The organism is Burkholderia vietnamiensis LMG 10929 (assembly GCF_000959445.1).
Classification (GTDB): Bacteria; Pseudomonadota; Gammaproteobacteria; order Burkholderiales; family Burkholderiaceae; genus Burkholderia; species Burkholderia vietnamiensis.
Map to the genome: position 1 here is coordinate 574,452 of NZ_CP009632.1, position 14,895 is coordinate 589,346.

General features: G+C 62.1%; 16 protein-coding genes. 9 read left to right on the plus strand and 7 right to left on the minus strand.

What is annotated here, in order from left to right; genetic code table 11:
- Positions 1 to 68: 68 nt before the first annotated feature.
- The 6 genes from cydB to AK36_RS32125 all read right to left on the minus strand — a co-directional run bounded on the left by cydB (position 69) and on the right by AK36_RS32125 (position 6,337).
- Positions 69 to 1,070, minus strand: coding sequence for a cytochrome d ubiquinol oxidase subunit II (cydB, locus tag AK36_RS27580; protein ID WP_045579684.1), 1,002 nt, complete (start codon positions 1,068 to 1,070; stop codon positions 69 to 71).
- 18 nt (positions 1,071 to 1,088) lie between these two features.
- Positions 1,089 to 2,504, minus strand: coding sequence for a cytochrome ubiquinol oxidase subunit I (locus tag AK36_RS27585; RefSeq protein WP_011880191.1), 1,416 nt, complete (start codon positions 2,502 to 2,504; stop codon positions 1,089 to 1,091).
- 464 nt (positions 2,505 to 2,968) lie between these two features.
- Positions 2,969 to 3,649 (minus strand): cupin domain-containing protein, encoded by a 681-nt coding sequence (locus AK36_RS32120; RefSeq protein WP_224383430.1) that lies wholly within the window; start codon positions 3,647 to 3,649, stop codon positions 2,969 to 2,971.
- A 213-nt stretch (positions 3,650 to 3,862) separates the two neighbouring features.
- Complete coding sequence (locus AK36_RS27590; RefSeq protein WP_011880193.1) at positions 3,863 to 4,270, minus strand: DUF934 domain-containing protein; 408 nt, start codon at positions 4,268 to 4,270, stop codon at positions 3,863 to 3,865.
- A complete protein-coding gene (locus tag AK36_RS27595) occupies positions 4,267 to 6,057 on the minus strand; it encodes a nitrite/sulfite reductase (protein ID WP_011880194.1) in 1,791 nt (596 codons plus the stop codon). Before AK36_RS27595 ends, AK36_RS27590 begins: the two co-directional genes overlap by 4 nt.
- A gap of 67 nt (positions 6,058 to 6,124) precedes the next feature.
- Positions 6,125 to 6,337: a transposase gene (locus AK36_RS32125; RefSeq protein WP_212170384.1), complete on the minus strand. Its 213-nt coding sequence runs from the start codon at positions 6,335 to 6,337 to the stop codon at positions 6,125 to 6,127.
- 796 nt (positions 6,338 to 7,133) lie between these two features.
- Between AK36_RS32125 and AK36_RS27605 the strand changes: the two genes are divergently transcribed.
- The 9 genes from AK36_RS27605 to AK36_RS27640 all read left to right on the plus strand — a co-directional run bounded on the left by AK36_RS27605 (position 7,134) and on the right by AK36_RS27640 (position 13,414).
- A complete protein-coding gene (locus AK36_RS27605) occupies positions 7,134 to 7,361 on the plus strand; it encodes a hypothetical protein (protein WP_043292778.1) in 228 nt (75 codons plus the stop codon).
- On the plus strand, positions 7,358 to 7,792 hold the full coding sequence (locus AK36_RS27610; RefSeq protein WP_011880197.1) for a TA system VapC family ribonuclease toxin: 435 nt from the start codon (positions 7,358 to 7,360) through the stop codon (positions 7,790 to 7,792). The genes AK36_RS27605 and AK36_RS27610 overlap by 4 nt, the downstream gene beginning before the upstream one ends.
- A gap of 414 nt (positions 7,793 to 8,206) precedes the next feature.
- A complete protein-coding gene (locus AK36_RS27615) occupies positions 8,207 to 8,638 on the plus strand; it encodes a hypothetical protein (protein ID WP_011880199.1) in 432 nt (143 codons plus the stop codon).
- The gene (locus tag AK36_RS27620) at positions 8,635 to 9,168 is read left to right on the plus strand and encodes an RES family NAD+ phosphorylase (protein WP_011880200.1); all 534 of its coding nucleotides are present in this window, start codon (positions 8,635 to 8,637) and stop codon (positions 9,166 to 9,168) included. Before AK36_RS27615 ends, AK36_RS27620 begins: the two co-directional genes overlap by 4 nt.
- Positions 9,169 to 9,568: 400 nt before the next feature.
- Positions 9,569 to 10,552: a site-specific integrase gene (locus AK36_RS27625; RefSeq protein ID WP_080938772.1), complete on the plus strand. Its 984-nt coding sequence runs from the start codon at positions 9,569 to 9,571 to the stop codon at positions 10,550 to 10,552.
- Entirely contained in the window at positions 10,549 to 10,932 is a 384-nt protein-coding gene (locus AK36_RS33450; RefSeq protein WP_144410681.1) for a hypothetical protein, read from the plus strand. The genes AK36_RS27625 and AK36_RS33450 overlap by 4 nt, the downstream gene beginning before the upstream one ends.
- 32 nt (positions 10,933 to 10,964) lie before the next feature.
- Positions 10,965 to 11,782 (plus strand): IS5-like element IS402 family transposase gene (locus tag AK36_RS32135; RefSeq protein WP_085954470.1). Its coding sequence is split into 2 segments (ribosomal slippage): positions 10,965 to 11,313 and positions 11,313 to 11,782, totalling 819 coding nucleotides; the frame shifts between segments, so codons are not numbered across the junction.
- A 49-nt stretch (positions 11,783 to 11,831) separates the two neighbouring features.
- Positions 11,832 to 12,419 carry a tyrosine-type recombinase/integrase gene (locus tag AK36_RS27635; protein WP_080938773.1) on the plus strand — a complete coding sequence of 196 codons (588 nt, stop codon included), beginning with the start codon at positions 11,832 to 11,834 and terminating at the stop codon, positions 12,417 to 12,419.
- Positions 12,416 to 13,414 carry a tyrosine-type recombinase/integrase gene (locus AK36_RS27640; protein ID WP_045579687.1) on the plus strand — a complete coding sequence of 333 codons (999 nt, stop codon included), beginning with the start codon at positions 12,416 to 12,418 and terminating at the stop codon, positions 13,412 to 13,414. Before AK36_RS27635 ends, AK36_RS27640 begins: the two co-directional genes overlap by 4 nt.
- A gap of 138 nt (positions 13,415 to 13,552) precedes the next feature.
- Here AK36_RS27640 and AK36_RS27645 read toward each other — a convergent pair whose 3' ends face one another.
- On the minus strand, positions 13,553 to 14,212 hold the full coding sequence (locus AK36_RS27645) for a winged helix-turn-helix transcriptional regulator (RefSeq protein ID WP_045579688.1): 660 nt from the start codon (positions 14,210 to 14,212) through the stop codon (positions 13,553 to 13,555).
- Positions 14,213 to 14,895: the final 683 nt, after the last annotated feature.

Consider the following 14,895-nt stretch of genomic DNA (forward strand, 5'->3'; position numbering starts at 1 on the left):
GGATGTTTCCTGCCGCGGCGCATTCGGCGGGTGCCGTTTGACGGTCCGGTGAACTGCGCGACGCATCGTCAGTGATAGTGCAGTTCGGCATGGTCGGTCTTGCCGCGGAACACGCGGTAGCCGAGTGCTGTGTAGGCGAGAATTACCGGGATGATGACGACCGCGCCGACCAGCGTGAACACCTGGCTCGTATGGGGTGACGCGGCTTGCCAGATCGTCACACCCGGCAGGATCGCGAACGGATAGACGGTGGCGAGCAGGCCCGCGTAGCCGGCTAGGACGAAGCCCAGCGTAAGCACGAACGGCAGCGTCGGATGGCGGCTGCGCGTGGCCCTGAGCATGCCGGCCGCACACGCAAGCACGGTGGCCGGTGCGAGCAGTGCCCAGTGCAGCATCGGCGAATCGAACCAGCGGGAGTCGAACATCGGCGTGAGCCTCGGCGTCCACAGCGTAACTGCGATGATCGTCACCAGTTGCAGCGCGGTGAGCGGCATAGCGAGCCGGTAGAGGCGACGTTGCAGGTCGCCGTCCGTTTTCGCGATCAGCCACGTGCAGCCCAGCAGGGCATAGGTGACGACAAGCGCGAGGCCGGTAAACAAGCTGAAGGGTGTCAACCAGTCGAACGCGCCGCCCGCGAAGTGGTCACCGACGACGGGAATGCCCGACAGCCATCCGCCGATGGCGACGCCCTGGAAGAATGTCGCGCCTGCCGAGCCGCCGATGAACGCGAGATCCCACCACGCTCGCGTGCGTCGCGCCTTGCCACGCAACTCGAACGCGACGCCGCGAAATATCAGGCAGATCGTCATCAACAGCAGCGGCAGGTACAGCGCTGACAGCACGACGGAATAGACCGTCGGGAACACCGCGTAGAGCGACGCGGCGCCCAGCACCATCCAGGTTTCGTTGCCGTCCCAGACAGGGGCGACGGAACTCATCATGCAGCTGCGCGCATCGTCGTGATCGAAAAACGGGAAAAGGATGCCGATGCCGAGATCGAATCCGTCAAGCACGACGTACATGCCCAGACCAAACGCGACGATGGCGGCCCAAACGAGAGTGATGTTCATGTTGAAAGTCCGGTTGTATCAGGAGATGCGACGGCGGGCGAGCGTGTTGGCGACGACACGGTCGGCCGGCTCCGGCGCGTTGCCGATGCGAACGGGAACCGGCGTGCCGCTGGGGCGATCCTCGGACAGCACGGCGGGGCCGTGCTTTGCGAGGCGCAGCAAGTAGTAGATGCCAGTGCCGAAGACGAGGGCATACACCACGACGAACGCGAGCAGCGTGATGCCCACCTGTTGAGCGGGGACGGGCGAGAGTGCATCGGTGGTGTGCATGACGCCGTAGATGACCCACGGCTGGCGCCCGACTTCGGTCGTGATCCAGCCCGCGAGCAGGCTGATGAAGCCAGTCGGCCCCATCGCCAGTGCGAAGCGGTGATACGACGCACTGTCATACAACCGACCGCGGCGCCGCAGCACGAAGCCGACGATCGCGAGCAACGCCATCAGGACGCCGAGGCCCGCCATGATCCGGAACGTCCAGAAGACGATCGTCGAGTTCGGCCGGTCGGCCTTCGGAAACGCCTTGAGCCCCTTGATCTCGCCGTCCCATGTGTGAGTCAGGATCAGACTGCCCATATGAGGTACCGACACGCGGTACCGTGTCGTTTCGGCATCCATGTCCGGAATGCCGAACAGATTCAGCGCCGTCCCGTTGTGTTCTGTTTCCCAGACGCCCTCGATCGCGGCGAGCTTCGCGGGCTGGTATTCGCGTGTGTTCAAGCCGTGCGCATCACCGGCGAGGATCTGCAGCGGCGCGATGACGACCAGCAGTCCGATGGCCATCGAGAACATCTTGCGCACCGCCGGATCGCGACGGCCGCGCAGCAGATGCCAGGCGCCGGTCGCGGCGACGACGAGCGCGGCCACGATAAACGCGGCGAGCGCCATGTGCACGAAGCGGTACGGGAACGACGGGTTGAAGACGATCGAGAACCAGTCGACCGGTACGACCCGGCCGTCGACGATCGCGATCCCCCGTGGCGTCTGCATCCAGCTGTTCGACGCGAGAATCCAGAACATCGAAATATTCGTGCCGATCGCGACCAGCGCGGTCGCGATGAAATGAGGCACGCGGCCGACGCGGTTCCAGCCGAACAGCATGATGCCGAGGAAGCCCGCCTCGAGGAAGAACGCCGTCATCACCTCGTAGGCGAGCAGCGGACCGGTGACGCTGCCGGCGAAGCTCGAGAAGCCGCTCCAGTTCGTGCCGAACTCGTAACTCATGACGATGCCGGAGACGACACCCATGCCGAACGCGACGGCGAAGATCTTCGACCAGAACCGGCATAGTTCGCGATAGACCTGACGGCCCGTCTTGAGCCACAGGCCTTCGAGCACGGCGATGAAGGTCGAGAGGCCGATGCTGAGCGCGGGAAAGATGATGTGAAACGAAACTGTGAACGCGAACTGGATTCGCGCGAGGTGCAATGCATCCATATAGACCACCGGTAGTGTCGGGTTGAATCGGTGGCCCATTTTCGTAACAAAGCGCAGTGCTACACAGCAGCACATCGATCGCGAAAACGGGTAGCAGCACCAGAAGAGGCGTGGCATTTCGACTCATGCGCGACGCAATATCGCACCGGCTTTTCATCGGCAACCGCACCGGATTGCGTCGATCAGAGGGACAGCAGGCCCTCGGTCGTGCCGACGTACGCCGCGAGGCCGGCCTTCTGCAACGCGCGCGGCGACACGCTCAATCGCGCCGACCGGAGAGGCGCGAACGCCGGTGTCCGCGCGTGTTTAGCGCAACGCCGCTGCCGAGGTCGGGTAGACGGTCGTGTCCGTCGCGAACAGCGTGCTGTCTGCGCCGCGTTCGAAGGCGATGGGTCGCGGTCGTAGACCGCCACGAGGTGCGAACCGACGGCCTTTTCGATGGTTTTGAAAGGAAGGGGAGTCGGTCAGGCATTGCCGGGGCGGACCGACAGCGGATCGCAGCAACAGAACTGTGGAAAATGCGCGTGGCACTCGCGAGGGCGAAGGGGTGGCATGCGGGTGCCGCCCGGGCCGAGCAACGCGACGATTGCGCTGGCTGAGAACGCGCGCAAAGCGTCGGTACCGCCCGTATGCACGGCGAGGTGCGCCTCAACTGGACCACGTTTGAGGTACGATCGGGATGAATGCGGCTTCGCGCCAGCGTGGTCGAAGCGGGACCCGGCATTGCGCAGATCGCCGCAGCCGCCACTAGCCCCGAGCTCGAGGAGCGACACGATCGCGTGCGACACGGTGGAGTGCAACTCGATGAAGCCGCAGGCGAGGGCGACGCTACCGTTGACAGACGGGGCGAGCCGTTGCAACGACACGCGTCGCTCGAGCGGGCGGCTGCCAGCGACGGCGCAGGCCCGCTGGTTGACCAGGCTCGGCGACAATCCGTGCGGCATATCCGGCAGCAGAAAAACGGCGTTACCTGCGGCAACCGGGATGCTGCCGCGCCTGTCGGCATAGTGAAGCCACGCCGACCCATGCAGGATGATGTGGAAGCTCGCGTTCGCGCAACCGGCGGTCGATGCTTTCCAGTTGCCGCAATTCTGGCTGACATGAACAAGCTGGCTCCTCGGCTCCCTGGCTCGACAACGGCCAATCGACGCCCGCGTCTGATTGCGCGGACATTCCGATGCTGGGGGGCGGACGACGCGCCCATGCTAAGGGCTTCGCCGCGCCGCCCAAACCAACGATTCGTGAAATGTATGTTCCCCCCGGGGCCACGCCGATGTCGAACTGAATGACGTCTGGTGGGCGGAAGATCAAATTGCCGAGCGATCTCGCGTCGTGAACCCACATGAAGCAGTAGTCGTTCAGCGACCTACGTCCTTCTCACGATAGGGTGCAGCACGGGTGACATCGCCCTGATAGAACGCCGCAAATCGTTCCAACTGCCGCCGGGCCGCTTCGCTGTCGGAGCCCTCCTTCAATACCGCACTCGAAAAACCCATGCGCTCCATCTGCTGCAATTGGTCGACGAGAACCTCGCCAGTGGCCCGCAAGTCGCCCTTGAAACCGAGCCGTCGGCGCAGGTAATAAGCCTGGCTATACGCTCGCCCGTCAGTAAACGACGGGAAATGCAAATCGACGCGCGTCGCGATTGCGATCTCGAGCGCGTACACGCGCGGGTCGGCATCGTTCGGCAACGTGAGTACGGACGGGGCGGCGTCGGCGGCATGTTCGCCCGCGTCGAGAAGACGAATGCGTGCGACGGCGTTCATGCGAGAGTCTCCGCGGTTGTGCGAGCCGCGTCGGCAGCCGACTTGAACGGTTCGAGTCCGACCCGGCGCAACGTTTCGATAAAGGTCTCGCAGCGTTCGCCCGACCGTGCACGTAGCGCCAGATAACAATCGAGCACCGCCTCGACGGCATCCGTTACTTCATGTGCCGCGAACGACGGGCCGATGACCTTGCCGGGCCGTGCAACGCCGCTGCGCGCGGAGCCGTCTGCTCCACCCAGTGTGATTTGGTACCACTCGGCGCCGTCCTTGTCGACGCCGAGGATGCCGATATGCCCGCTGTGATGATGTCCACACGAATTGATACAGCCGCTGATGTGGAGATCGATCTCGCCGATGTCATTCAGTTCGTCGAGATCCTGGAAGCGCTCCATGATGCTTTGCGCAACCGGTAGCGACCGAGCATTGGCGAGCGCGCAGAAGTCGCCGCCAGGGCACGAGATCATGTCAGTGAGCAAATGTACATTTGCGCTTGCGAGTTGCACGGCAACCGCCGCGTGCCAGAGCGGCAGCAAATCGTCGACATGAACCCAGGGCAGCACGATATTCTGGCTATGGGTGACGCGTGCTTCGCCTGCCGAGAAGCGATCCGCGAGCTCGGCGATTCGTTCGAGTTGCTCTGCAGACGCATCTCCTGGTGACTGTAATGGTCGCTTGAAGGAGAGGGTGACGATACGCAGCGACGGATCCCTGTGTGATGCGACGTTACGCTCGAGCCAGCGCGCGAATTGGGGAGACTGCCGTGCAGTTGCGGTACGCACAACGTCCGCTTCCGGATCGGCTGGGCGACTCGCGGCCACTTCGGGTGGCACCGCGAAGTACGACCTCATGCGCGCTAACTCTGCCTGCGGGATCGTATGTGGCCCCCCGTCAAAGTCCACGATTTGCCTGAATTCTTCTTCGACCTCGTCGATGAAACGCTGGCCTTCAGCCTTTGCGAGGATCTTGATCCGAGCCTTGTATTTGTTGTCTCTTCGGCCGAACTGGTTGTACACGCGGACAACGGCCTCGATGTAGTTCATGATGTGCCGCCACGGCAGGAATTCGCGCAGCACGATGCCGATCACCGGCGTTCTGCCCATGCCACCACCCACCAATACGCGAAATCCAAGTTCGCCGTCCTCGTCTTGGACGAGTCGCAGTCCGACGTCGTGCCAGCCCGTTGCCGCACGGTCCTCGGTGGAGCCGGAAATGGCGATCTTGAACTTGCGCGGCAGGAATGCGAACTCAGGATGCAGCGTCGTCCATTGGCGCATCAGTTCTGCAAAAGGCCGCGGATCTGCAATTTCGTCCGGCGCAACACCTGCTCGCTCGTCGCAGGATATGTTTCGGATGCAGTTGCCGCTCGTCTGTATGCCGTGCATGTTGACGGTTGCGAGAAGATCCATCACGTCGGCGGCTTTGGAGAGCGGAATCCAGTTGTACTGGACATTCGTTCGGGTCGTGAAGTGCGCCTGATGCGTCGGCAGGCGTTCGGTGCCAAGTTTACGCTGGGCATCAAGTGCTCGACGGTAGACCTCGGTATCAGGCTCGTCGTACTCGCGAGCAATGCGTGCCAAAACGCGAATCTGCGCACTTGAGAGTTCGCCGTATGGAACGGCGACACGCAACATCGGAGCGTGACGCTGCACGTACCAACCGTTTTGGAGACGCAGTGGCAGAAACTCTGCGTCACTGAGTTTGCCACTTTGCCAGCGCTCGATCTGATCGCGAAACTGAGCGGCGCGATTTGCCACGAAGGCCTTGTCGAATTCGTTGTAACGATACATGGTGGTTGCAGAAATGCCGGGATCCGGTGGACATAGAGTGTTCACGTTATCGTGCCCCGGAGTGCAGTTAAAGCAGCAGACGACACTCAAACGAGCGTAGCAGTGACGGTGCAGGTTGCGTATCGAGTAAGCTTCTTCGCCACTGCGCGACCATATTGGCGTTCAAGCCGTGCGCACGCGCTACCTCGGCAATCGAGCGATTCGGATCGTTCGCTTCGGCAGCAACCGCTTCCCGAAACTCCTTCGTGTAGTTCTTCGATCCCGGTTGTCTTCCAGTCAGGCAGCTTTCGGCGCGCGCTGGCGAGTAATTGCGTCACCCGGGCTTGGTCGCGTGCGACGACATCGCGCGGCCGGCCCAGCTCGGCTTGGGTCGGCGCATTCGGTTCGACAGTCTCGATTGCGCTTGCTCGCTGCGCACCAGCGTGTTGCTGGGCCGACAAGAAGAGCGTCGCGTGGCCGTAGCCAGCGCCAACGAGGCACACCAACCAGAGCGCCATCGCAGGCAATTTGATCTGCAGCGGCTCGCCCCGCGTCAAGGCGGGTAGAAGGTGGGCGGCAAGTAGGACGACGAGGGCAACAGCGGCCCACGCGATCCGTTCGGCCGATGTGCCGCCGCGTTCAATACCCGCGACGATCAAGATCCACGCGGACGTGCTCGTGGCACCGAGGGCGAGGACCAATGCGATTAGGCGGGGGAGGGTAAGGCGCGGGGCTGTGCATGGGCGGCCTCATTAGCAGGGTTTCAGCCCGCTCCCGTCGCCAAACGGGGTGAGCGGGCGCAGAGCGGGGTTGGCGAACCGGCGGCTAATGAACACCGGCAGACCCGAAGGTCTCCCCACCCAGGCCCGCCCATAGAAACCGACGTGCAAAGGCACACCGCACAAAAAAGCCGCAGAACGCGGCTGTGCGCATTAACCGTTCGGGTCGCCAAACCCGGCACCTGTTGTTTCAGGTGCGCGGCCAGTGTAGCTCCCGGCAGCGGTGTTTACGACACACTTGATGCGTGATGTTTGATGTTTGATGCGGCGTCGCTATAATGATGATGATTGATGTCTGATGCTTACAAGGAGCGCAATATGCGTACCACTATTGATATCGACGACGACGTCCTTGCCTTCGCGCGGGAGCGTGCAAAGCCCGGCACGAGTATCGGGAAGGTCATTTCTGACCTCGCCCGTGCGGCCCTGCAGCGCGGAACAACGAACCAGTCGAGCCGAAACGGCTTGCCGTTGATGCCGGTTTCCGCGACCGCCCGTCCGGTCACCCTTGATACCGTTAATCAACTTCGCGACGACTCGCTGTGATTACCTACCTTCTCGACGTCAACGTACTCATTGCTTTGCTCGACCCGGCACACGTTCAACACGAGCCGGCGCATGCGTGGTTTGGCCGGGTAGGCCATTCCGCATGGGCCACGTGCCCGCTCACCGAGAACGGCGTGCTTCGAATTATCGGCAATCCGAAATACCCGAATACGATGGTCTCTCCTGCATCCGTTGCACCGCTTGTTGTGCAACTGCGGTCCCATGCTGGGCACACATTCTGGTCGGACGATGTGAGCCTGCTCGACGAAAAACACGTCGACGCCACCCGTTTACTGTCCTCCGCTCAACTGACCGACACTTACCTCCTCGCGCTCGCTCGCGCACACAAAGGCAAGTTGGCGACCTTCGATCGCCGCTTGGTCGTCGACGCGGTTCCGAACGGCGGGAAGCATCTTGAACTGATTCCTTGATCATCGACCGACGGCCGGATTTTGCACGAAAAGGACGATTACCCCGCCTTGGCGGTGATCAACGTGATCAATCCGGCTGACAACAGAGTGGAAATCGCCGTGCTGGTCAGAACGGTCGCGAGAATAGGGTGCACGTATGCCACCCTTGTTCGACGAAGGGTGGCAGGTTGGGATCGGGCATACCGAGGTCTCCGCGAAAGTCGGTGGTCGGGTGAGCGCACCGGTCATGTCGGGGTCGCGCTTCAGGCGCGATACGACGTGCAGGCATGCTGGCCGACTTCAAGGGACGCATCACGGGAAATTTGTCGGTGCAAAAGCGCCACATCTGATAACTCCCCTTATCAGACGTGCCACTTTTGAATCCCGTCTGTGCTATAACTGTTCATGATTTGTGCATAAAAGGAGCGCGGCACCATGAACACCCTCGCGACCCCCAGCCCAGCGGCGTCTGCGGCGACGCCCACCGGTGCGGCACCCGTCAGCTTCGAGGCCTTTCTCAGCTCGCTACGGGAACCCGACACGGCAGCCCCCGTGCTGTCGGCACGACGCTATGTGGCGGCCCTGAACATCGATCTGCAGACGCTGGCCGACCAGGCGCATGTTCACCGAAACACCGTGGCGCGAGCCCCGGAGTCGGCATCGGTTCAGCACTTCCTGCGCGAAGCGATCCGCGTGATTCGCGCCGCGACCGACCTGTCCGGTGACGTGTACCGCGCGTTGTTCTGGTACCGCAACGAGCCGCTGGCGGTGTTCGATTACCAGACAGCCGAAACGCTGGTTTCCGCCGGCCGGGCCGAGGACGTGCTGCGCTACATCGTGTCGCTGGAAGCGGGCGCGGCCGGATGATCCTCAAGCCACTGCAGGACATCATCGCGTACCGGATGCACCAGCCCAAATGGGCGGTCGCGCCCACCAGTGGCGCCGGGGCAGCGAAGGCAGGCGGGCGGGCGAACCGGGTCGGCACGCCGGCTTTGTACCTAGCCCTCGAAGTGGCTACCGCGGTGGCCGAGTATCAGCAGCTGTCGCCGCTGCTACCGCCTGGCACGCTCGTGAGCTATCGCGTGACGGCCGCGCCCGTCGTTGATTTCACGGCGGGCTTTCGTGGTGACCACTGGTCGCCATTGTGGGAGTCGTTCTTCTGCGACTGGCGCCGTGACTGGTTCAACAAGCGGATCGAGCCACCAAGCTGGGTGCTAGGCGATGAGGTGATTGCCGCCGGCGCCAAAGGCATCCTGTTTTCGTCAACGCAGGCAGCCGGCGGCACGAACCTGGTGCTGTTCGTTGACCAACTGGACAACACCGATCGCCTGGAGGTCATCGATCCAGCGGGCGCCTTGCCGCGCGATCAGGCCTCGTGGGGCGAGTCTCCCGCTTGACCGGCCTGCGGCCGCATGCCAACACAACAAGGAGAGCGCATGCAATTCGACGCCACAGCAGAATTCCGACGGCTTCAGGCCCTGTGACGGCCTTGGACGCTACCCATCCCGGTGCAACGGTCCACGCGTTCGACGCGCCAGTCCGCGCCGGCGTTTCGCCGGGCAATCAGGCAGCGGAGGTGGAGCAAGTGGAGCTGCAGCGGGTATGAACACGGTACGTGATTATGCGCCGCAGAGCATAAACGCTTTTAGGCACAGTTCCCGGTTATGCCCAGCTCGTGGCGGGTTAAGTTCTGCAGAGCCCCTGGGGTGTCCGTCATAGCCAGTTGGCATCTGAACCATCTGCGCATAATCGGAGCAAGCTTCCCCGATCGGCCATTCCGGCCGACGGGAGAAGCTCATGAACAACACACCGTCTCCGACTTCGTCCGCAACTCGATCACGAGGTAACGGCAAGCGTTTGGCGCAGGCAGCACTGCCCGACGAACTGAACAGCTGGGTCGGCGATTTCGATCGCCATCTCTCGCAGGTCGTGGGGCTTGCAGCCGCGTCCCGCCGCCAATATCGCTTCTTTGTCCGGCGGTTCCTGGCGGAGTACTGCCCGGCAATCGCCCGTGACCAGTGGGTGCCTCGCGCGGAATGGCTCACCGCGTTTGTTCGCCAAGAGGCTGCACGTCTTCACGGACACTCGCGCAAGAAGCCAGGTACTGCACTGCGAGCCTGGCTCCGGTATCTGGTGTTCTGCGGCATGGCGGGCCGTGAGCTCGAAGCCGCGATTCCCTCGATGCCCCAGTGGAAGTACGCATCTCTGCCGGTTCGTCTCACCGCAGAGGAGACCGAGCGCGTGCTCGGAGCGGCGCTCGACGGCAGCGCCCACGAGTTGCGCAATCGGGCGATGTTGCTGGTCCTGGCGAGAATGGGCGTACGGGCCTGTGAGCTCACGCATTTGATGCTCGACGACATCGACTGGGTCGAGGGCTGCGTGCGCGTTCGTCCTGGAAAGTCTCACCGCGAACGGCGACTGCCGTTGCCTTGCGAGGTCGGCGAAGCATTGTGCGCCTATCTTCAACACGAACGCCCCGCCAGTGCTTGCAGAGCAGTTTTCCTGAGTACGCGGGAACCGTACGGGCCAATTCTCGACTCGTCGGTCGTCTCGAGAACGGTCCGCCAAGCGATGACCCGTGCCGGCGTGACGGGTATCCCGGCCGCGGCACATGCGCTGCGTCACACTGCGGCCACGCAGATGGTATGCCGAGGCGCAACCTTCAAGGAAGTCGCCGACGTGCTGGGACATGCCTCGCTGGCGACGACGGCGATCTATGCGAAGCTCGATCTCGCGACGCTCGCGCACGTGGCCTTGCCGTGGCCGGGAGTACGGTCATGAACGGGCATCCAGAGTTACGCTACCACCTTGATGCCTATCTTGCCGTTCGGGAGGCGCTCGGCTTCAACGATGCGGCCAGAAAGGCAGTGCTGAGAAGCTTTGTTGAGTATGCGATCGTCGCCGACAGGTGGCCGATCGACGCGCAGCTTGCGGTTGACTGGGCGTGCGGGCCATCATCCGTCCGCAGTCCGGCCGGGCAGGCAAGTCGTCTTTCTACGGCCCGGCGGTTTTTGTACTTCCTGCGCGCGAGCGTTCCGGAAACGCAAGTTCCCGGAAGCGGATTGCTTGCGCGACCGCGACGGCGTAGGCCCTACATCTTCACTCAGAGACGGTTTCAAAAAGGCCCCGTGGGGCTGTTAACTTTCGCGGTGAGCTGTTAACCTCAGGCATCGGAACAACCGAGACTGAGGAGATGGCCAAGCCGATCATCGACGATGAATTGTGGACACTGATCGAGCCGTTACTGCCGCCACCCAAGCCGCGGCGCGAGAAGAACCCGGGCCGCCTGCCTGTTTCGAATCGCGCCGCGCTGACCGGCATCCTGTTCGTTCTCAAGACCGGACTACGCTGGCGCGACCTGCCGGCCGAGATGGGATGCGGCTCGGGCGTGACATGTTGGCGCCGGCTGCGCGATTGGCAAGCAGCCGGTGTCTGGGATCGCTTGCACGAGCTACTGCTCGCAAAGCTGCGCGCAGCGGACCAGATCGACTTCTCACGAGCCGCCGTCGATTCATCATCGATTCGCGCCGTTGGGGCAGGCCAAAAACTGGGCCAAACCCCACCGATCGCGCGCGACCCGGTTCCAAGCACCACATCGTCACCGACGCCAACGGTACGCCGCTCGCCGCGATCCTGACCGGCGCGAACGTCAACGACGTCACGCAATTGCTGCCGCTGATCGACGCGATTCCGCCGATCCGCGGATTGCGTGGCCACCCATTGCAGCGGCCGCGTGTGGTCTACGCGGATCGCGGTTACGACTCCGAGCGACATCGGCGCGCGTTGCGCGATCGCGGTATCGAGCCAGTGATCGCCAAGCGCCGTACCGAACATGGCAGCGGCCTTGGCAAATATCGCTGGGTCGTCGAACGCACGCATGCCTGGCTGCATCACTTCCGTCGTCTCCGTATTCGTTTCGAGCGCCGTGCAGACATTCACGGCGCGTTCCTCAAACTCGGTTGCTGTCTGATCTGCTGGAATACCCTTCGGCGGGCCGATCAGTCTTTATGAAACCGTCTCTCAGGAGGAGCTCGCCCGCCTTCTGGATGCCGCCGCGGCAATGCGGCCTCGTCGCAGATTGCGACCGCACGTGTACGTATCGATGATTGGCCTGCTGGCCAGCACCGGTATCCGGGCGGGCGAGGCCATCCGATTGACGGTCGACGACGTGCTGCTTGACGCCAATCCACCGAGGATCTCGATCCTCGAGACCAAGTTTCGGAAGTCGAGAATCGTGCCCCTGCACCCGACGACCTCCGAGAAGTTGAAGGCCTATGTGCTGCTGCGCCAGAAGCTCGGCTACGCCGGGCTATCGGATCTGTTCTTCATGTCCGAGGTCGGAACGGCGATCAGCTACGGATTCTTCGCGAACTGGTTCACGCGCACGGCTTACCGGCTCGGCATGGTGCCGTCTTCGGGCACCAGGTCGCCGACGCTGCATAGCCTGCGCCATACCTTCGCCGTCGAGCGTCTGACGCAATGGTGCCTGGAGGGTGCACCGGTTCAGCAATGGATACCGAATCTGTCCGTCTATCTCGGGCATGTCAGCCCCGTGGAAACGTACTGGTACCTGACCGCGACGCCGGCATTGCTGACTACTGCGGCGGCGACGTTCCGGCAGTATGCAAGTCTGGGAGAGAAGTCATGAAGGCCACCACTATGATCGGCCCGTTGCTGCAGGGCTTCTTCGTCGAACACCTGCTCGCCCATAAGCATGTCAGCCCGAGAACGGTATCGAGCTATCGAGACACGTTCCGTCTCTTGCTCCAGTTCGTCTGGAACGAAGCGCACATTGAACCTTCGTCACTGCACCTGGCCGCGCTGGATGCGCCCGTGATCCTGTCGTTTCTTGACTACCTGGAAGTTGAGCGGCGCAATTCGGTGCGATCGCGCAACGCCAGGCTGGCAGCGATTCACAGCTTCTTTCGATGGGTCGCGCTGTGCGACCCGGAGTCGGTGGGCTTGGCTACCCGCGTACTTGCGATTCCGTTGAAGCGGACCGATCGACTGCTGGTGCAGGCGCTCACCCGAGTCGAAATCGATGCGCTGCTTGCAGCACCCGACCGGTCCCTATGGCGCGGTCGTCGCGACTACGCGCTGCTGCTGACGATGTACAACACCGGAGCGCGCGTTTCCGAAATCACCGCGCTCCGACAAGAGCAGGTCCAGTTCAGCGGCAGCACGCTGATCAACCTGATGGGCAAGGGCCGCAAGGAACGAAGCATCCCGTTGTGGTCAAACACGGCCCAGGTATTGAAGACGTGGTTCCATGAACTGGAGAGCACCCGCACGCCGATCGCGTTTCCCAGTCATCGCGGCCGGCAACTGTCGCGCAACGGCGTCGATTACATCCTCCAGCAAGCCGTCAATCAGGCTGGCTTGAAATGCCCGAGCCTGATTGGCAAACGCATTTCGCCGCATGTCGTGCGCCACACGACGGCCATGCATCTGCTGCAATCGGGCGTCGACATCAGTCTCATCGCTCTCTGGCTCGGGCACGAGAGCATCGAAACGACTCACGTCTACATCGACGCTGATCTGGAGACGAAGCAGCGAGCACTCGAGAAACTGGCGCCAGCGGAAGCCGCCTCGTTCCGGTTCAAGCCTTCCGATAGCGTGCTTGCCTTCCTGCAACAGCTCTGATTATCTACAGTCTCGTCGCCGGCGATCCAAAGCTGGCGGACACCGGTCGACGAGCTGGGCATAACCGGGAACTGTGCCTAATCGTGGGTATCTGAAGCTTTGGATATTTGTGAGTATCGGCCGAGCTCCGGCAAGACATCAGGGCTTGTATTCAAGAACCTTGAATACCTGTGTGAACGCCTGCCTGCTACCTTGCAGGAGGGATACGCGCCCTTCGCGGAGTGCTTGCGTAGGAGTGACTTCGCGCAAAGCCAGGGCCATGAAAGTCCCCATGTCGCACTGTATCTTGACGTCGGGGGGCTCTGTGCTGGGGCCGGAACGGATCAGCACCTTTCCGTGGTTCACCGGGACATGGAAAACCTCCGCGCCCACATGAAACTCATACAATGTTTGTAAGCCGGCGCTCGCGGCTGGATCGCTTGACCCCGTCAAGCACAGTGCGATGAGTTCCGCACGGGCCGTGGACTGATCGATACGTTTATCGAGCGGCAGGCGCAGACCCCAGAGCCCGAGTGCAATCACAGGCTTGCGCAGTTGTTCGCCCATTTCCGTCAGTTCATAAGCTGGCGTAGCGGCGGATGTTGGCAACGTGGTCGGTTGGATGACATCGTTCTCTACCAGCATGGCCAAGCGCTCGGACAGCCGGTTCGCACCCATGGCCGGCAAAATCGCTAGCAGATCCTTGAACCGCTTCGGGCCTAGCAAGAGTTCGCGGATCACGAGAAGCGTCCAACGATCGCCGAGGACGTCCAATGCCCGGGCCATTGGGCAAAGTTGACCGTAGGTTTTGTTTGGCATGTCACATTGTACAAGGCCCTGCTTAAGCAAAGCCGGTTGGAAGGTAATCGTCACTGCTCACACGGGAAATTGACGGACGCCTTGCGGACAACAGCATCCGTAGGGACGATTTTCCAGACAAGACGTGCCCTGCCATCGTGAATCTGCCGCCGCGTTGGGTATCCGTTGGGTCACGTCCTGAACCTCCTCGGGGCAACACACCCGGCGCGCACGTCGGGTCGTCCCGTAAGGCGATGACCGGCCGCGCGATCGTTGCCGCAGCGAAAGGGGTATTTGTTGTCGCGCCTTCTCGCGCAGAGACGCCACGGCACGCGCGGCGGTCTGATCAAACGGTAGCGCGACCTTGAGGGCTCGCGATGTCAACTTCGTAACCGGATCCATACGTTTTCTCCAGTCTCGGGGTTTTGAGCGCGCACTACACATTCTACTATATTGTTTGTATAGTCATTGTGCTATACCAAGCGTATAGTGTTGTCGGTGGTCGTAACGTCGGTTCCGCATTTGTGCCTTTCGCACCGGTCTGGGGCGGTCCGATACTGCGCCCAAGCTAACGCGGTGTGACGGTTGGCGGACTGTACGGGGTCGTCTCCTATCAGTACGGATACCTGAATGATGGGAGACGATGATTTCATTCGTGCGGATCTATCCCCATGAGATCGTTGTGGATCGCGGTCCTTCGTCGA